Raw genomic sequence first — 19636 nt, 5'->3', positions numbered from 1 at the left:
TACAGTCAATTTCCTACGGACGCAGTATTTCCCGGTATTAACAGCAGATAATGAAACGCTGATTTTCACCGGATTAACCGAGGAGCGTGACGAGAATATTTATGTAACAAATCGTAAAAAAGAAGGCTGGGATGTTCCCGAAGATATTTCACCCGCCATTAATACCATTAATAATGAAGGTACGTGCAGCGTTTCGGCTGACGGTCGTACGCTCGTTTTTACAGCCTGCAATCGCCCCGACGGTTATGGGAGCTGCGACTTGTATATCACCCGTAAAGAAGGAAAGGACTGGTCGGCCCCGGTGAACCTGGGACAGCAGGTAAATACCCGCGACTGGGAGTCGCAACCATCGCTTTCGGCTGACGGCAGGACATTGTATTTCGCTTCCGAACGCAAAGAGGGAGTGGGCAAAAGGGATATTTGGGTAACTACATTGAATGATAAAAAACAATGGACAGCGCCCAGGAACCTCGGCCCGGCAATCAATACACCCGACGATGAAAACGCTCCTTTTATCCACGCCAATGGACGCACGCTTTTTTTCGCTTCTGACGGGCTGCCGGGAATGGGCGGATTCGACATTTTCATATCTCAAAAAACAGACACAATCTGGGCGGCGCCCAAAAACCTCGGGTATCCTATTAATACCGTTGCAGATCAGGTGGGGCTTTTCATTGCTTCCGACGGAAAGAGTGCCTATTACACCGACGACAGTTCTGACAAGGGAAAAGGCCGCTCACTGATTTATACTTTCGATGTACCTGAGTCGCTGCAAAAAATGATCGTTCCGACCCGGTATGCAAAAGGCCGGGTTATCGATAAAAAAACGGGTCAGCCGGTCGCATCTGATATCGACCTTTTTGACCTTAAAACACAGGAAAAAGTAGGTGCATTCACTTCTGATGCCCGCACGGGCTCTTTCCTGGCTGTGCTGAATAAAGGAGGAGAGTATGCATTTTTTGTTTTAAAACCCGGGTACCTATTTAAAAGTCTGTCTTTTTCAGTCAGCGACTCGGTATCTTTTGTTGACCTGCAAATTCCTTTGGAATCCATCGAAAAAGACCGGGCGGAAATTTTGAATAACATCTTTTTTCAAAGAGGCAGATACGAGCTGGATGAAAAATCAAAAGTGGAGCTCGACAAAATGGTTGACTTCCTTACCCGGAACAAAGATGTAAAAATCGAGATTTCAGGGCATACCGACGATGTGGGCTCTGATAGCGAAAACATGGAACTGTCGCGCCGGCGTGCGCAGGCTGTTCAGCAGTATTTGCACAAATCGGGTATTGATCAGCCCCGGATTTTATCAAAAGGCTACGGAGAAACAAAGCCGGTAGCTACAAATGATACCGAAGCAAACCGCCAGAAAAACAGGCGCATTGAGTGGCGCATTCTTTGACAGCTTGCATTACGGGGCTAAATTTCGCACTTTTGTTGATCTGTCGCTGTTGTACTATACGAGTGCCGCAAAGGCCTTTCCAATTCCACACACTTGAATTTCCTGGTGAAATCCTGAATAGATTTTGTAACGTTTTTTATATACGCTAGTTATTGTCACCCATGTCATCTGAGAAAGTTTCCTGCCTGATTATCGGTTCCGGTCCTGCCGGATATACTGCCGCTATTTATGCTTCCAGAGCAGGATTGAATCCTGTACTATACCAAGGCGCCCAACCAGGCGGCCAGCTTACTATTACTACGGAAGTTGATAATTATCCCGGGTACCCCGACGGAATTACCGGTCCCGAAATGATGATCAATTTTGAAAAACAAGCCAAACGTTTCGGTACTGATATCCGCTACGGAATGGCCACTGAAGTTGATTTCACTTCCTACCCGCACAAGGTGATCATTGACAACAAGCACGAGATCATTGCTGATGCGGTGATTGTGTCCACAGGCGCTACTGCGAAGTGGCTTGGCATTGAAGGCGAAGACAGGCTGAATGGTCGCGGGGTATCTGCCTGCGCAGTTTGCGACGGTTTCTTTTTCAGAGGCCAGGATGTGGTGGTGGTAGGTGCCGGCGATACGGCTGCGGAAGAGGCCAGCTATCTTGCAAAACTTTGCCGCAAGGTATACCTGCTGGTTCGCCGCGACGAAATGCGCGCTTCCAAAATCATGCAGAAACGCATTGAAATGCTTCCGAATATCGAAGTGTTATGGAATACAGAAACCGTGAAGCTGAATGGAGAAGAAGGATTGGAATCTGTTTTGGTTAAAAATAATAAGACCGGCGAGGAGCAACTTCTCGACGTAACCGGTTTCTTTGTAGCAATCGGCCACAAACCTAACACGGATATTTTCAAAGGATATCTGCACATGGACGAAACCGGCTACATTCAAACTGTAAAAGGAAGTGCCTGCACCAATATCAAAGGTGTTTTTGCCTGCGGAGATGCACAGGACAATGTGTACAGACAGGCAATTACAGCAGCAGGAACGGGATGTATGGCGGCTTTGGACGCAGAGCGTTTTTTGATGGAAAGAGAAGTGGAAGAGATTATCGAAGAAACAACAGCTTAATTTTTGCCCAACCCCTAAAATTTAGTCAGACTACATAGGAGCGCTTCGCTTATATGTAGTCTGACCCATTTTAAATATGAAAGTAAAGCTTATTGTAAGTTTGCTGATGATGGTGTGTTTGATTTCATGGAACACGCAAGCACAAGAGCGAGGTAAATTCAGAAGAAACCCAAAGATTAATCAGTCCGGAAACAACGCCAACGAAGGACCTACTACCAAGGCTACTGTCCCCCAGCCCGAAGATGAATACCAGGTGGAAACCTCCAACCTGAAATTCCAGAACCAGTTTGAACCCGTAAAACCCCTGAACCCTGTCGTAAACGAAGATACTACTACCATTGATGAAGGCGAGACCGAAGTTGTGGAAGTGGTGGATTCTTTGCAGGTAGGCGATGAATGGGTGAAAGCGGCAGAATATTATGTGATCTGGGATGCGCGTACCATCAATCCGTACGGACTGAATCCCCTTGAATTTGACGAACCTGTCGATATTACATTATATAACGAGGCGCTGAACCGCAAATGGAGCACGCCGATGGAAAAAACCCCTACTACTTCCAATTTCAGCTACCGCTGGGGACGGTGGCACAATGGTACCGATCTCGACCTGGAAACCGGCGATACTGTAAGAAGTACGTATGACGGAATGGTGAGGATTGTTGCGTGGGACGGATCGGGCTATGGGCGCTTTATTGTAGTGCGGCATTACAACGGGCTTGAAACTTTATACGGTCACCTTTCTAAACAAATGGTGGAATCCGGTCAGATTGTCAAGGCTGGTGAAGTAATCGGGCTCGGTGGAAATACAGGAAGAAGCTCCGGCTCTCACCTGCATTATGAAAACCGTTACGAGGGAAACCCATTTGATCCAAGACATATTTTTGACTGGGATAATAAAACCATCAAATCAGATCATTTCCTGCTGACAAGCTCGGTTTGGAACCATTTAAGAGGCAAATCCAACAGAAGCGAATTTGAATCCGGCGATGCGGCACCTGCTGCTTACAGCCGCTCTGTTTTACACAAAGTACGCCCGGGCGACACGCTGGGCGCAATCGCGGAACGATATGGAGTGAGTGTTTCTTCGATCGCCCGCCGCAATCGCATGTCCAGCCGCACTACGCTGCGTATCGGACAAAAGCTTCGCATTAAATAATCAAAAACATGAAACTTGATATACTCGCCATCACAGCTCATCCCGACGACGTTGAGCTGTGCTGTGCCGGGACTTTATTGTCTCAAATGGCTTTGGGTAAAAAGGTCGGAATTATTGACCTTACAAGAGGTGAGCTTGGTACAAGGGGAACACCCGAAGGCCGCATTCAGGAAGGGAAAGATGCAGCAGCGATACTGGGCGTATCTGTACGTGAAAATGTGGGACTGGCTGACGGTTTCTTTGCAAACGACGAAGCGCACCAAAAAGCCATTATCCCATTTATCAGAAAATACCAGCCTGACATTGTAATCACGAATGCGGTCGACGACCGGCATCCTGATCATGGCCGCGGTGCCAAACTGGTTGCAGACGCCTGCTTCTATTCGGGGTTGAGAATGGTGAAAACGTACGATGACAACGGAAACGAGCAGGAAGCGTGGCGACCTAAACAAGTATTCCATTCTGTTCAGGACAGGTATATCAAGCCTGACTTTGTCGTGGATATCACCGACTTTCACGACCGCAAAATAGAAGCTGTGCGTGCATTTAAAAGTCAGTTCCACATACCGGATTATCAGAACGAAGGCGAGCCGCAGAGCTACATTTCCACTCCTGAGTTCCTGGAATTTATCATTGCCCGGGCACGCGAAATGGGACATTCGGTTGGTGTCAATTTTGGTGAAGGCTTTACCAGTGCGAGAATGCTCGGCGTGCGCGATATTGGCGCATTTATCTGATTGAACAACGCTTTGTTACGGTTTTAGAAGCTTCTTTCAACGTGCATTTCTTCGCTTAAATGCAATGCTTTGATCAACAAGATCCACAAATTTATATCCAAATACTGGCGGTACCTGCAAGGTGACAGTGACCTGTTTTCGCTACAAAGCAGGATTTATCATTTTGCATGTACAGCCACGACGCTGGTGATGCTGTACGTATTTGTATTCAGCATTTTCACCGGCCTGATCGCAGAGGCGGTTATCACCGCCGTACTTATACCATTCCAGATTTTCCTTTATTACCTTTCCAGGTTCCGGGAGCGCACTACGCTTTCGTTTAACCTGTACGTGACGGTGATCTATATCTTTTTCATTGCCTCTTACCGCATTGGTGCCGGGATATCAGGGTCAACGCTTGTCTCTTTCGGACTCGTGTACTTTTTGTCGCTTACGATTAGTCCCAGGAAGCAATACCTTACTCTGACTGTTGCGAACATTGTTATTGTTGGCGGACTGTTGGTCTCAGAGTATGTGTACCCGAAATTTGTTGTAGCCGGTTATACAAGTACGGAGCAGCGATTTATTGACATTGGTTCCACATACATGGTTAGTATAGTGGTGATTCTGATCACGCAAGGCTACATTATCAGCAGCTACCGGGCTGAAAGGGAAAAGGCAGAACAACGCGCGATGCTTCTGGACGAGCTGCACGAGGAGAAGGCAAGGCTGATCTCCGTGATATCACATGATTACCAAACGCCACTGATCTCACTCAAAAAATACCTCGAAATACTGGGCAGCTACGAACTGAGCCAGGAAGAGCGCAGGATGCTCGAAGCTGAGCTCAGCCATTCTGTTGTAAATACACAGAATCTGCTTCTGAACTTACTGGCTATAACAAACGGAAACACGGAGCCGGGATCAGATGTGGCCCGGCAGGATTTCAGGGTTAGCGACGCCATTGAAGAAACGTTGCGGGTTTACAGCAGTATCGCGAAGGAAAAAGGGATAAGCCTCCACTCCGATATACCTGAGTACCTGACCGTTTATTCCGAGCCGAACCTTTTCTCGGTGGTGATCCGGAACTTCATTAATAATGCGGTTAAATATTCTGGCAAAAACAGCACGATCACGCTTTCTTATTCCAGGAAGGATACTGTGCATGAATTCTGTGTTGCAGACAATGGTCCGGGAATCAGCAGGAATGCCCAGCAAGCGATTGTAGAAAGCTGGGAAAACAAATACAGGAATACTTCCCGGTCTGGCGGCCTGGGATTGGTATTGGCAAAAAAGTATGCAGACGCCATTCAGGGCAGGATATCCTTTGACAGCTCCCCGGAGCCAGGGGCTAAATTCTACCTCCAAATTCCCATCACAAACAATGATACCAAACAAGCTGATCGATTGTCAGCGCTTCACGAGGCATAAAAGAAACTTTGTAAACAATGGTTTGATCACAACTATATCTGTTCATTTATCGTATATATAGCAGAAACAAACCATTAATCAGCAACATGAAATTTATAGCAACATTTGCCGCCTCGGCCGTGCTGATGCTCATGCTTCAGAACTGTTACGGGCAGTCGGCTTCAAAGCCTGCTGATCAGAAAAAGGCTCCTGAATATTCCCGAACGGACGCCGCGCCGGTAAACAAAAGCAACCAGGATTGGCAGAAGATTCTTTCTCCGGAGGTATATGAAGTAGCGCGGTTGAAAGGTACCGAAAGACCATTTACCAGCAAATATGAGCATTCCAAAGAGATAGGGACGTTTTACTGTGCAGTTTGCGGGAATGCACTTTTCAAAAGCGACGCCAAATACGAGAGCGGCTGCGGCTGGCCAAGCTTTTTTGAACCGATCAATAAAAAATCGATCATCGAAGCGCAGGATAACAGCCACGGAATGCGCCGAACCGAAGTAATGTGTGGCAGGTGCAAGTCGCATTTAGGACACGTTTTTGACGATGGCCCGCCGCCAACAGGCTTGCGTTACTGCATCAACGGTGTCGTACTCGACTTTGAAAAAGCGAAAACTGCTGAAAAAAAGTACGCAGACAAGAAGAAAGCAAACACAGGAAGCTGAGTTAATCGCCCTCTTGGCGGATCTTGCCCAGGACAACTCCCAAATGAAAACCCAGCACCAGGCTCGGCACAACATAGTGCGTGCCTGGTGTTGTTTCCGACCACATTTCCTGCGGGGACTGTACCCTTGCATTGTCCAGTCCGGCAGTAAGTGTCTTTACATTGATATTCCTCAAACCAAATCCGGTAAACAGGTCCAGCGTCATCCGGCTGGGGAAATAGAACTGCCAGCCTAGTCTCGCATGTCCGGCTGCCGCAATCCTGCCAATTTTCACATCCTTGTTTTCAGAATAATTACAGCCGCCAGACTCCGCACAATCCATTCCCACCCATTGATTCTGACGGTATACTACTCTTTTGTACATAAACTCGCCTGCGAAATAGCCGCGCACGCGCTGCTTGCTGAAATAGTAGTAACGAAGTTGCGTGCGGCTTTTGTAAGTTGATTTATCGGGAACTGTGGTGACTTCATAGTACCAGAGATTAAAGCTGGAATGTCCGTAGCCAAGGTCCTGCTGCAAGCTGATCCCGCTCTTTCCAAGCGGAACTTCCACTCCAAACTGAATGGTATTGTCGCTGTCGAACATAGCAGCAGGCGAATATTTGATGATCACGTGATTTGCTGCATTCCATGCGTCGACTTGCGCGTAGGTCAATGCGGTACCAATCAGCAGGAACAGCCCGGTTAAAACGATATGCTTCATAGTACCGGGATTTTGCTAAGTAGTTCATATTCATCCGAACTCCCGAACTTATACTGGTACAGCCCTTTTTCGCCGGTCACTATCAGGTGGTTTGATCTGACGATCACGTCGTAAGCGGGAACATCGCTGAAATTGTATTTATCGACAGGAAGCGCAGGATCTGTGATATCCATCACGCGCAATCCATTGCTTCCTTCACACACAAACAACTTATTGCCCGATACACCGAGCCCGTAAGGCGATGACATTACCTGTGAATGCACCAGCCTGGGATCGGACGGAGTGGACACATCTATCACATCCAAAGAGCTCAATGTATTGCCGCGGCGGCACGCAACACCGCTTCTTAACGTCACATAAGCATATTTATCCTGAACTACGACCGGGTCACACGATTGAATGTGGGTATATTTAGTCAGTAACACCGGACTGACAGGATTGGCATTATTATAAATGTACATGCCATCATTGGCACCGATGAAAAGGTTGTTTTTATAAGGAAAGATCGTTTCAATTCCCACATTCATTTCTTTACGCACCGTCTTCACAGGCGCGTCGCCTTTTGTGATATCGTACACTTCCAGCGATTGTTTTGAAACGATATAGAGCGTATTGCCTGTAATCGCAAACCGCGCCATTGAACCGCCGGTGCCGGTTTGCGGACTTACGCTCCCGTCGGACTTATCGCAGGATGTCAGGATCATGCACAGCCCCAGCAGGGCAAGTCCTAAGAACAGAAAAGGCATTAATTTTTTCATGGCTAATAGTCTATGTGGTTTTGTCTGAGAGAGGAAGTATTATCTGAAACATTTTGGCTGCGTTGCCATAGAGACCTTTTCCCAGCCGACTACCAGCCCCTTTTTGGTGTCGGCGCATTCGAAATAGATGTTCTGGTAAGGCGGAAAATTGTTGACTGTGATGGCATCGTTGATAGTCTTCACCAGCTTCGGGGAAAGCGGATCGGATATGTCAAAAACGAGCAGGTTGGAAAGATTATCGGCATACAGCCAATTCTCCTTTACAGCAATATCATAGTTGCCGGTAATGGAGATAAAGGAGAGATTTTTCGGATTTTTAGGGTCTTTATTATCAATAATGTGAATACCCTTCCCCGTTTCGTTTACAAAAATATAGGGATCAAAAAGGTAGATCTTGCCTGGCTGGACGAGCGGTTGCGCCGCCGCTACCTGAACTTTTGCAGCTTCTTCCGCCGTCGAATAAATGGGTTTGTAGCCTGTACCATTAAAAGGCACGCCGTTGGGCGCATTGTCATTTGGTTCAACGCAGGCGAGGCAGATTAAAACGAGTGAAAGAAGGCGGAAAGCATTTTTCATAGCTAGCTGTTTACGAGATCAATTGAGTGACACGCGGCCCGCTGAAAACGTTGCCGCCGGTTACACAAAATCGTAAAATATTCGCTTGCGAAGGTCTCTCCGGCAGTTCTTTTACCACACGAATGTGCCGACCGAGCCTGCCTTCAACACGGCAGACGCAACCGCATTTCCATCCTGGATCTGAAAAGCCTGCTGATTGTCGCTGCTATTAAAAACGATCAGCACTTTTTTCCCGTCGGGCGTTTTAAAAGCCACATTCGGGAGCTGCGCATCCATATTGGAAGCAATGCGCACAGAACCTGGCCGCACAAACTTTGATGCATGCGCCACCACATAGTAAGCCGCATTGCGCGTCACTTTATCTCCGTCTATTGTAACCCCGCCCAAACAACGGTCGCAGCCGCCGCGGTCTGTAAACGGACGGTTTTGCGGATTGCTCGACAGGTTCCATTCCAGTACCGTTCGCGCCCAGTTGCGGGTAGCGCCAATGGTCAGCTTGGAAATATGATCGGGGAAGTCTTGCGCAAAGTTGCCAGGTGCGCCCATCCATTGTTCCGTGAAATAAAGATTTTTATCCGGGTGTGCATTGTGTACTTCGGAGAGTGCCTCTATTTTACCACCATACAAATGAAACGCAGAACCATCAATGTACTTCCTGGCTTCGGCATCATTGAGAATGGAGATCGGGTACTCCGGTTTATCGGCATTGTGATCATAGATAATAATCTTCGTGTCGATTTTTGCATTCCTAAAAGCAGGCCCCAGGTGATCTTTTACAAAAACAGCCTGATCTTTCGCCAGCATCAGCAAGCTGGGATTGTTACCCGGATGCAGCGGCTCATTTTGTACCGTAATCGCATCAATGCGGACTCCCTCCTTTTTCATCTCCTGAACATAGCGGACTAAATATTTGGCGTAAGCCGCATAAAATTCAGGTTTGAGGCTGCCGCCGCGCGTATCTCCATTGTCTTTCATCCAAACCGGCGGTGACCAGGGCGAACCCATTATTTTGATTTTGGGATTGATTGCCAGGATTTCCTTCAATACCGGGATCACATCCTTTTTATCCAAAGCAAGATCAAAACGTTTCATCTCCGGATCAGTTTGTCCGGCAGGCAGATCATTGTAGGAGAAAATGGTCTCATTCAAATCAGACGCACCGATACTGACGCGGAGGTAGGAAATTCGATGTTACTCCCGGTTGTAGCAAACAACTCTTTCAACAATGCAGCGCGTGCCGGCTTGCTCATCGCGATCAGGTGAGAAGCGCTGCCGCCTGTTAATGTAAAACCGAACCCGTCAATGGGTTGGAAAGTCTCGCTTTCATCCACTTTGATCACTTTACCCGATGGAGCTCCCGGCGAGAATTGGATTGTCGGCTTTTGCCTGGTGAAGAGCGCGGACTGATCGATATTGGTCAGCCAGAAATCGACAGCACGATTTTTGCTTTGCGCGGAAACAAATCCGGCAGACCAGGTAAGCAAACATATCAAAAAGGATTTAGGAATAGTCAATTTCATGCAGGTTGCCGCGGGGCCAGTTAAAAGTAACCGATGATGACAGTATTGAAAAACACACAATATAATGTAATATATTGCGAACCCAAATGTAGCATTGCCTGCACAAAGCTGCCAGCGCCCGGCTACTACATTACTACAACAATCCGGTAAAATTTGCGAAATATAGTTATTGACGCGGTTTTGGACTACGTCAAGCCAGTTACAGGAATACAGTGTGCGAGGATGATGAAGCGAGTGATACTTTTTACGTTCCTGATTTTGACAACCGGACTACGCGCCCAGCATACCGTCGGAGTGCCGACGATCGGGCTGCCCGAAGTAGTCAATTACAGCAAACAAATTTACAAGGCAGGTACACAGAACTGGGCGATCCGCCAGGATCGCAACGGGATTATGTACTTTGCCAACAACGAGGGACTGCTGAGTTTCGACGGCGTGTACTGGAAAGTGTACCCGCTTCCCAACAAAACAAAAGTGCGATCCCTGGAATTGGGCAACGATGATCGCATTTACATCGGGGGAGAAAATGAGCTCGGGTATTTTTCACCGGACCAATCCGGGGTACTCCGGTATTTTTCGCTGCGTGAGCTGGTTCAGGAAAAAGACCGCGGTTTTGCCGATATCTGGAATGTGACTGCGTGGAAAGGAAACATCTTTTTCAGGGCCAGTAACAAGATCTTTTTGTACAAAGACAAATCCATCATGGCATTCAATCCCGTTTCGCACTGGCGTTTTATGGGTACAGCGAACGGACAAATGATTGCCCAGGATGCCACAAACGGACTTTTACGGTTTAATAACGATCGCTGGGAGCCATTTCTCACCAGTAGCGAACTGCCCGCCGAGTTCCTGAGTACCGCATTACTGCCGATGGGAAATGATACCACCTTGCTGGTGACTATGGATGCAGGACTTTACACGCTTTCCGGCAACAGTGCCGTAGAAATGGAATCTGCATTCATTAACCAGATCAGGAAAGAGCGCATTTATGGCGCCACGCGCGTCAACGATCAGCTGCTGGCGCTCTCCACGAGCCTGGGCGGCTGCTATATTGTGACGAATAAAGGTGAATTTGTACACCGGTTTTCGCGGGGAGACGGACTCCAAAATAACAATGTACTGAGCGTTTTCCGCGACCGTGACCACAATCTCTGGCTGGGGCTTGACAATGGAATCGACTTCATCGCGTATGATAATGCGATCAAGACCATTTATCCCGTGGCCACCAAAGATGAAGCCGGCTATGCTTCTATTATCTTCAAAGGCCGCCTCTATATAGGTACTTCCAATGGACTTTATTCGGTGCCTGTGGGTGAGTTCAGCGATCTTAGTTATGTAAAAGGCGCTTTTTCATTTGTCGAAAATTCCCGCGGTCAGGTTTGGGGACTGTCGGAGATCAATGGAAAACTGCTGATGTCGCACCACGAAGGAATGTTTGAAATACGTCAGGACAAAGCATTTGCGATCGAACGCAGGAATGGGTTCTGGGGAGCGGTTCCGCTTTCACGGATCGATCCGGTTTCAAGGGTTGCAGTCGGTAATTACAACGGGATCAATTTTCTTGCCTATGACGGGAAAGAATTTCGTCCGGCAGGACAGGTAAGTGGCTTTGACATTGCTTCCCGTTTCCTGTGCACCGATACCCACGACGAAAATGTGATCTGGACTTCCCACCCCTATCGCGGCGTTTTCAAAATCTCCCTGCAACCTGACGGAAAATCAGCGGCTCGGTTGTATACCAGCAAAGACGGACTCCCTCTTTCGCTGAACAACAATTATGTATATAAAGTAAAAAACAGGATACTGGTAGCGACCGAAAGCGGCATTTACGAATACAATGCGGAGAAAGACCGTTTTGCTGCATCAGGCTACTACAATGAGATTTTCAAAGGTGTGGAAGTTCGTTACCTGAAAGAAGATCAGGCCGGTAACGTGTGGTTTGTGACAGGTAAGGAGCTGGGCGTGCTCGATGTGTCCGGCAGCAAGCCGAAGATCATCTTCCTGCCCGAACTGAACCAGAAGCTCGTGTCGGGCTTCGAGTATATTCAGCCTTTGAATGAACAAAACATCCTCATAGGTAGCGAAAAAGGCATTTATCACATTAATTATCAGCAATACAAACAAAACAAAAACCGCATTGACGTCCAGATCAGAATGCTGCGATCGGTGGCTAAGTCAGATACTGTCCTTTTTGGAGGTTATTTGGGTGAGGTTAACCAGCTGAACAAGCAAAGTGAGACCCAGGTACCGCACATCGCGCACGAACTGAACTCCATTGGTTTTGAATTTTCATCCACGCTGTTCAGCCAGCAGTCCAGTATTTCATATTCTTATTTTCTCGATGGCTTTGATGCGGGCTGGTCGCATTGGTCTGTTAAAAGCGAAAAGGAGTACACCAGCCTTCCTGCGGGGCAGTACACGTTTTACGTCAAAGCACGCAATAATTTTGGCAGCGAATCGCCGGTGACAGGTTACACTTTTGTGATCCTGCCGCCGTGGTATCAAACTCTCTGGGCCTATCTCGCCTACGGTATCCTGCTGCTGGGATTGGCCTTCCTGTTTTATGAATGGCAGGAAAAACGTTTTCTGAGGCAACGGAAAAAACACGAGGAGGAACAGCAAAGGTTACAGTACCTCCACCAACTGGAACTGGAAAAAAATGAAAAGGAGATTATCAAACTGAAAAACGAGAAGCTCGAAGCCGAAATCCTGCATAAGAACACAGATCTGGCCACCTCGGCAATGCACCTGGTTCAAAAAGCCGAACTGCTTTCAAAACTAAAAACAGACCTGGTTAAAATCACAAAAACGGCTGACGATGAGAAGATCAACGACGACCTGAAAAGAGTGATCAAGGTGGTAGCGGAGGAGAATAAGGTGGATAAAGACTGGGGACAGTTCTCCAAGCATTTTGACAGTGTCCACAGCAACTTCCTGATTGCATTAAAAGAGCGATACCCGAAACTGACAGCAAGCGAGCTGAAAATGAGTGCCTACCTGCGAATGAACCTGTCGAGCAAGGAAATCGCAGAACTGATGAATATCTCGCTCCGCGGCGTGGAAGTAAGCAGGTACAGGCTGCGCAAAAAGCTTCAATTGCCTACCGAGGTCAATATGTTCAACTTCTTTCTTGGTTTTCACATTGACGAATCCCGGGATAGCAAAGGGGCACAGCCATAAAAAAAGCTGAGCACAATCTGCGCTCAGCTTTCCACATAACTCTAAATTTTATTTCGTGCCGCCCCATTCTTTGCTTTGCTCGATTTTGGTATTTTCCATTTCGAGCAACGGGATCGGCAATATTTCATTTTTGCCGGCTACAAAGCCTTTGGATGCCAGCACTTTCGGCGCGTCACCCCAGCGAACAAGATCCATCCAGCGGTGACCTTCGCCAGCCAGTTCAAGCCTGCGTTCTGTTTTGATATTCTCAAACGTAGCGGCAACCGGTTTCAAACCTACCCTCGCTCTTACCGCGCTCAGCAATGCAGCTGCGCGGGTTTGATCACCGCCACCGCGAACGAGCGCCTCGGCTTCAAGGAGGTAAGTATCTGCAAGCCGCGTGTCGTACATATTTTGCGGGAAGTTCAGTTCGGGTGTTCCTGCGCCGGTCCAGCGGTTAGAAACCCTTCCTGCGAATTTTTCGAGGAAGTAACCCGTGTTCATGTACCCTTTTTCGTAACTGGCTAGTCCGGCTTTTTCGAGACTATCAAGGTTCGCAATGGTCGATTTATAACGCGGATCGAAGTGGATTGCTTCGAACAACGAAGGCGTAACAGGCAAAAAGCTCCATCCTGATACATAATCCGGCGCTGCGTCTGACTTGCGGTTGTAGCCACGCGGGCCAGTGATAATGTTCATGATATTACCTTCTGTACAAGACACGCAATCCCAGGTACCAGCGGAAGTGTTGGTATAGGAAATTTCCAGGATCGACTCGCTGTTGAATTTATTATCGCTTTTCCACAAATCCGCAAAATTGGCAAGTAGCTTATAACCATAAGGATTGGTACCGCCTGGTGTACCATTTACCAAAGCCAGCTCCTGCGCAGCCTGCGCGAATTTTTGTTGGTACAAATACACTTTCCCAAGAATGGCGTGTGCGGCACCCTGCCCTACCCGGCCGCCCTCTGTTGCTGCATTGATCGTGACCGGAAGATCAGCAATTGACTCGGACAGATCCTTTTCAATCTGTGCGTAAACCTCCGCAGGCGCTGCCTGGGTTACATCATACATTTCCTGCGTGGAAACAGTTTTTGTAAAAAGCGGCACATTCTTGAACAATCTTACCAGTTCAAAATAGAAATACCCGCGCAGGAATTTAGCCTCGGCGGCATAACGCTTTTTAACCGTTTCGTCCATAGGGACCGAAGGCAGCTTTTCCAACAAAGAGTTAGCCCGGAAAACACCTGAAAACCCTTTTCTCCAAAGTTCTCCCTGCGGCCCGGTTGTTGGATTGAGGGTGTAATTGGAGATAACCTGAAAATCCATGATATCGCTTGGCCCGCCGCCACCTGCATAGTGATCGTCGGAAGCCGCATTCATCGTGGCGATCGTGGTCACGTAGCCCGATCCCTGCCAGCCTACTACGTCGTAAATCGCAACCAGTCCATTGTACGCTTCTTCCTGGTTCCGGTAATAGTTCGATTCCAGGTTCAGCCCTTTCGGTTTCACTTCCAGGAAGTTTTCCGAGCACGACATCAGCTGCAAGCCAGCCGCCATTGCCAATGCAGTTATAAACTTATTATACTTTATCATCATCATGCTTGTTAATCAATTAAAAACCAATGTTCAAACCCACCATGAATGAGCGCGCCTGGGGATAAATTCCTTTGTCGATACTCAATACGCTGCCGCCGATCTCAGGGTCGTAACCTGTGTACTTGGTTAGTGTAAACAGGTTTTGGCTCATTACGTAAACACGTGCCTTTTTCAATGCAACCTTGCTGATCACCGCGCTTGGAAGCGAATAACCTACCTGCAAAGTTTTCATCCTGAAAAAGTCACCTTTTTCCAGATAGAAGCTCGAAGGATTCTGGAAGTTCTTGTTAGGATCTCCGTTCACAATGCGCGGGTATTCTGTGGAAGTACCCGGTCCTGTCCAGCGGCCCATTGCGTCCGACTGCCAGTTTGCATTGGCAATGTCCAAACGACGAAGTCCCTGAAAAATATCGTTTCCTGCTACGCCCTGGCCAAATACAACCACGTCAAAACCTTTGTAAGCTGCATTGATCGTCAATCCGTAAGACCATTTCGGTGTCGGGTTACCGATGAAAGTCCGGTCGGTTTCGGTAATTACACCGTCACCATTCAAATCAGCCCAGCGGAAATCGCCTGGTTTTGCATTCGGCTGGATTTTATTTCCGTTTGCTGTTACGTGGCTGTCCACTTCTTCCTGCGTCTGGAAAATACCTTCATTTACATACCCGAAAAACGAGCCGATCGCATGACCTACCTGCGTGCGGGTAATCGGAGGAGCTCCCTGGAAGCTTGCGCCGCCTGACAGATATTCCACGCCATTACCAAGGTTAGTTACCTTGTTTTCAATGTAAGAAACGTTTCCATTGACAGAGAAATCAACCTGGCCAAACTGCTTGCGGTAGCCCAGTTCAAGCTCCACACCTTTGTTTTCCATATCGGCAATGTTCGCAGCAGGATTGGAAATTGCTCCTACATAGCCTGGTATCCGTGGATTTTGCAGGATATCTTTTGTTGCTTTTTTAAACCATTCAAAAGTGATATTCACATTCCGGAAGATCGTTGCATCGAAACCAATGTTGGTCTGGCTGGTCTGTTCCCATTTCAAGTCCGGGTTAGCAGGTGCATTCGGGCTGTAACCGATAATGTAGCTGCCTGAGTTACCTATTGTATAGTTCCGGCCGCTTCCGATGGTAGACAGGTAAGCAAAGTCGCCGATACCGTCATTTCCAACCACACCATAACCTCCGCGAAGTTTTAGGAAGTTAACTGCATTAGTTTCAGGGAAGAAATCCTCGCGGGAAAGTACCCAGCCCAACGAGAAGGAAGGGAAAACACCGTATTTATGATTTGAACCAAAGCGTGAAGAACCGTCTCTTCTTACCAATGCCTGCAACAGGTATTTTTCATTGTAATCGTAGTTCAAACGTGCGAAAAGCGAACTTACCGTGTGGCGCGCCCCTTCCGATCCGTCGGAATTACGCTGATCTGCGGGTACCTTGAAGTTCAGCGAAGCATCGTCAAAATTATCGGCAGGCACATTGAAGAATGTCACGCTCGTCATCGTGGTATTATTATCCAGATATGCACCTTGTCCCAGCAATACATTTACATTGTGCAAGCCAAATGCGCGGGTGTATGAAACCGTGTTTTCAAGGTTATAGTCAAGACGGCGGTTGTTGCTGCGGTTGAAATTTGTCTGCGAAGTAACCGAAGCTGCATTCAGCCAGGAGATCGGCGTAAAACTTTCATTTCCCCAAAAAGCCAGCTTCGCACCTAGTGTGGATTTCAGTTGCAGACCTTTGATCGGCTCCGCCATCAGGTAGGCATTACCCACCACGTTGTCACTCCAGCTGTAATTACCTAAACGTGTCTGGATATACGCAAGCGGGTTGCTCATCTCCTGACCTACCGCCTGAGAAATTCCATAAGGATTGCCGTTTGCATCGCGCTGCACCCCTTTGTTGGTATAAGGAGCTGCATTCGCCACTGCCGGGTCTGTTACTACTACTGGCGTGATCGGATCCAGGTTAATAGCGGAACTCAATGGTCCGCCGAATTCGCTGTTGGTATTACCCAGCCCGATTGACTTGTCGTGTGCGTAGCCCAGGTTCTGACCGAAGGTCAGCCACTTTGCCAGCTTATGTTCCGAGTTCAAACGAATGCTCGTACGCTTGTATTGAGATATGTCGCTTGCTACAATTCCTTCCTGATCGAGGTAACCAAACGACAGATAGAAAGTAGAACGATCTGATCCGCCGCTGATGCTCAGTTCATGGTTCTGGCGCTTTGCATTGTTATTGAAAATCAGCTTTTGCCAGTCGGTACCTTTTCCAAGTGAGGCCGGGTTGGCATAGACCGGCGCTTGTCCTGCCGCAACAGCCGCTTCGTTGCGAATGGTCGCATATTGCGTTGCATCCAGCAAGTCGAGCTTGCGCGCGGGCGCCTGCGTACCTACATAGCCGTTGTAATTAATGCGGATCCCGCCTGCTTTTCCTTTTTTGGTAGTAACCAAAATCACACCTGCCGCTGCACGCGCACCATAAATAGCCTGTGAAGCTGCATCTTTCAATACTTCAATGGACTCAATGTCCGACTGGTTCAGGTATCCGATACCGCCATTGTCGACCACCACGCCGTCCACTACCCAAAGCGGGTTGTTGTTGTTCAAAGTTGTCACACCACGAACGCGCACAGTTGCCGCAGATCCCGGCTGACCCGAGTTGGCAGCAATGGTAAGCCCCGATGTGCGTCCCTGCAATGCTTCTTCTAGCCTGTTGATCGGCATTGTTTCCAGGTCACTTGCCTTCACACTCGAAATCGCGCCGGTTACCACGCTCTTCTTTTGGGCGCCGTAACCCACTACTACTACTTCTTCCAGGTTATCACTCGATTCAACCAGTTGAAAGTTGATCTCGCTCTGATTGCCCACCGGTACCTTTTGCGTCACCATTCCGATAAAGCTCGTAACAAGTACCGCCTCAGGCTGCACGTCAATCGAGTAATTTCCGGCGGCGTCGGTAATCGTCGCCTGGTTGGTTCCTTCTACTAATACGGTGGCTCCCACCAATTCCTCCCCTCCATTCTTTACAGTAACCTTGCCTTTCACAGTCCTGCTCTGGGCGAAAGCGCTCTGCACCATACCGTATAGCATTAACAAGCTACACAATAGTACAATTTTTCTTTTCATAGATGTTTTTATTGAATTAGTAGACAGAGCAAATGTTATTTGCCCAATTATTTATTGAAATAGTAACAATGCCTATTTCGATAACAAAGGTATAGGGAGAGGCCCGACAGCAGTAGCAGATGCATTACTACATTACTACCTCACATTGGATAAATGGAAGATATTCTTGAAAATGTCACCACTACATTACTACTACAATGTAAGCAGTGGCTTATTTTGTAACAGATTGAATTTTGCAGGCAATGCGGCAAGTATGATGTGGCAATGCGGCGTTCAGATGAAGAACTAATCTCAAAAGAAAGGCGGCCGCTGCGTAGTACCTCCGGAAAGGCGGCAATCGGTGCAGGATGCAGTCGCCACCAGTACGGAATCGGCCCGGACACCCCAGTAGCTAAGCAGCATATCGGGTGTGTTCAATCCGCAATTCACATCGCCTCGTCCATTACATGCAATCGGAAGCGTGTCGGGTTCGGTGCATCTGGGGAATGAGCCTAGCTTTGGGGTGATGACGATGCGCTTGGTTGCTTCCGTAGACGCGCTGAAATAACCGAATGCGAGGTCGCGGGAATCAGCCATGTTGGTGATGTTACCCGTGACTTGTGAAGGCAGCGGATCAAAAAGGCTGCCGGTGCCCTGCGTTGTTTTGGCAAGACTGGTCCAGTATTCAAATGCAGGCTGCGACAGACCATATTGTTTAACCAGGATACTGTATTTGACATACAACTTGTTTGTCGAGATAGGTACGATGTTGAGCGGAAGATCTTTGATGATATCCTCACTCAGGCGCACAGTGCTCCCCAGCAGAATGCTGCCCGATTTTTGGTTCGACCAGCAGCGGTTAATATTTTCATCACGGATTACCACCTTTTCGTTCTCCACTTTCAATGCAGAATAGTACGTGGCAGCATACTCCCACGTTTCCTCGAATTTCCATCTGTAAAACTGGGTCCGGTTTTGTGCATCGTGGGTATTTACATAAAACACCATTGCATTGCCAGCGGCATTGAGCTTGTAGGTCACACTGTCGATCTCAGGCGTGCGGCTCACAGCTACATACTCCGACAGATATTCCTTCCCGCCGCGTGTTTTGATCCTGAGCCGGTATTTACGCGACAGATCATACGTCGCAGGCGGCAATACGTAAACACCTTTGGTCTGCTCGGTAAAAGCATACGATTGCCCCTCCTCCTGTTCGACGAGCACCACCGCACCGGTCTCTATCGGGGGCTGGGTTACATGGTTTACATTCTGCGTCCACCTGAGTTCGAACCGGCTTGAATCTGTCGCACTTACATTGAAAAATCCATCTACGACGAGGTAACTCGCATTGGAGTTGATTTCAGGCGGGGAAAAAGGCTGTATACAACCATGCAGCACACGCAGTATTCCGACAGACAAAACAATGCATACAACCAGCCTGATCGTCCCGGCAAATGGTTTGATCTGCTGTTGGCAGTATCTTGAAAGACTTTTCGGAACGAGCGATGACATAGTGGCGATGAGCAGATTTTGGAGCTTTCCGATAGAATAAAATGGGCTTAGCGAAAGGCGTGATTTTACAACCTGAGGCAGAGCGGCAAGTATTCTACTGATTAACACAGCTTTATTTTACCAAAACTTAATCACGGCTGACTTCAAAACCAGTCTCAACAATCTTTCTATATTTAGCTGTTCAAGCATCAATACATACCTCATGGAATCACCGCAAAAAAGGC

The 19636-nt window shown here is 48.0% G+C and carries 13 protein-coding genes and 1 pseudogene; 7 read left to right on the top strand and 7 right to left on the bottom strand.

Translation table 11 applies throughout. The features are described from left to right. From ACTIE6_RS25740 to msrB, 6 genes are all read left to right on the top strand, one after another. Positions 1-1399: OmpA family protein (locus tag ACTIE6_RS25740; RefSeq protein WP_439559353.1), on the top strand; the 1399-nt coding region annotated here is incomplete at its 5' end. A gap of 161 nt (positions 1400-1560) precedes the next feature. Next, positions 1561-2523 (top strand): thioredoxin-disulfide reductase, encoded by a 963-nt coding sequence (gene trxB / locus ACTIE6_RS25735; protein ID WP_439559352.1) that lies wholly within the window; start codon positions 1561-1563, stop codon positions 2521-2523. A gap of 76 nt (positions 2524-2599) precedes the next feature. After that, on the top strand, positions 2600-3679 hold the full coding sequence (locus ACTIE6_RS25730) for a peptidoglycan DD-metalloendopeptidase family protein (RefSeq protein ID WP_439559351.1): 1080 nt from the start codon (positions 2600-2602) through the stop codon (positions 3677-3679). Positions 3680-3687: 8 nt separating this feature from the next. Continuing rightward, positions 3688-4416 (top strand): bacillithiol biosynthesis deacetylase BshB1, encoded by a 729-nt coding sequence (bshB1, locus tag ACTIE6_RS25725; protein ID WP_439559350.1) that lies wholly within the window; start codon positions 3688-3690, stop codon positions 4414-4416. Between the two features lie 69 nt (positions 4417-4485). Continuing rightward, the gene (locus tag ACTIE6_RS25720) at positions 4486-5826 is read left to right on the top strand and encodes a sensor histidine kinase (RefSeq protein WP_439559349.1); all 1341 of its coding nucleotides are present in this window, start codon (positions 4486-4488) and stop codon (positions 5824-5826) included. 86 nt (positions 5827-5912) lie between these two features. Beyond that, a complete protein-coding gene (msrB, locus tag ACTIE6_RS25715; protein ID WP_439559348.1) occupies positions 5913-6479 on the top strand; it encodes a peptide-methionine (R)-S-oxide reductase MsrB in 567 nt (188 codons plus the stop codon). A gap of 1 nt (position 6480) precedes the next feature. Here the strand turns inward: msrB and ACTIE6_RS25710 are convergent, their stop codons facing one another. The 4 genes and pseudogenes from ACTIE6_RS25710 to ACTIE6_RS25695 form a co-directional block, all read right to left on the bottom strand. After that, a complete protein-coding gene (locus tag ACTIE6_RS25710) occupies positions 6481-7182 on the bottom strand; it encodes a hypothetical protein (RefSeq protein ID WP_439559347.1) in 702 nt (233 codons plus the stop codon). Next, positions 7179-7940, bottom strand: coding sequence for an LVIVD repeat-containing protein (locus tag ACTIE6_RS25705; RefSeq protein WP_439559346.1), 762 nt, complete (start codon positions 7938-7940; stop codon positions 7179-7181). The genes ACTIE6_RS25710 and ACTIE6_RS25705 overlap by 4 nt, the downstream gene beginning before the upstream one ends. Positions 7941-7979: 39 nt before the next feature. Beyond that, on the bottom strand, positions 7980-8516 hold the full coding sequence (locus ACTIE6_RS25700; RefSeq protein ID WP_439559345.1) for a hypothetical protein: 537 nt from the start codon (positions 8514-8516) through the stop codon (positions 7980-7982). Between the two features lie 111 nt (positions 8517-8627). Continuing rightward, positions 8628-10036 (bottom strand): annotated as a pseudogene (locus ACTIE6_RS25695) (glycoside hydrolase family 30 protein). Between the two features lie 222 nt (positions 10037-10258). Here ACTIE6_RS25695 and ACTIE6_RS25690 point away from each other — a divergent pair. Then, complete coding sequence (locus ACTIE6_RS25690) at positions 10259-13216, top strand: ligand-binding sensor domain-containing protein (protein ID WP_439559344.1); 2958 nt, start codon at positions 10259-10261, stop codon at positions 13214-13216. A 48-nt stretch (positions 13217-13264) separates the two neighbouring features. Here ACTIE6_RS25690 and ACTIE6_RS25685 read toward each other — a convergent pair whose 3' ends face one another. From ACTIE6_RS25685 to ACTIE6_RS25675, 3 genes are all read right to left on the bottom strand, one after another. Further along, positions 13265-14797, bottom strand: coding sequence for a RagB/SusD family nutrient uptake outer membrane protein (locus ACTIE6_RS25685; RefSeq protein WP_439559343.1), 1533 nt, complete (start codon positions 14795-14797; stop codon positions 13265-13267). A gap of 13 nt (positions 14798-14810) precedes the next feature. Beyond that, positions 14811-17921: a SusC/RagA family TonB-linked outer membrane protein gene (locus ACTIE6_RS25680; RefSeq protein WP_439559342.1), complete on the bottom strand. Its 3111-nt coding sequence runs from the start codon at positions 17919-17921 to the stop codon at positions 14811-14813. A gap of 291 nt (positions 17922-18212) precedes the next feature. After that, complete coding sequence (locus ACTIE6_RS25675; RefSeq protein ID WP_439559341.1) at positions 18213-19412, bottom strand: DUF4249 domain-containing protein; 1200 nt, start codon at positions 19410-19412, stop codon at positions 18213-18215. Positions 19413-19636: the final 224 nt, after the last annotated feature.

Origin of the sequence: Dyadobacter sp., from assembly GCF_051859145.1 — a bacterium.
Taxonomy (GTDB): Bacteria; Bacteroidota; Bacteroidia; order Cytophagales; family Spirosomataceae; genus Dyadobacter.
The sequence above is the reverse complement of the archived record's forward strand: the minus strand, read 5'-3'. Positions and strand labels throughout refer to the sequence as shown.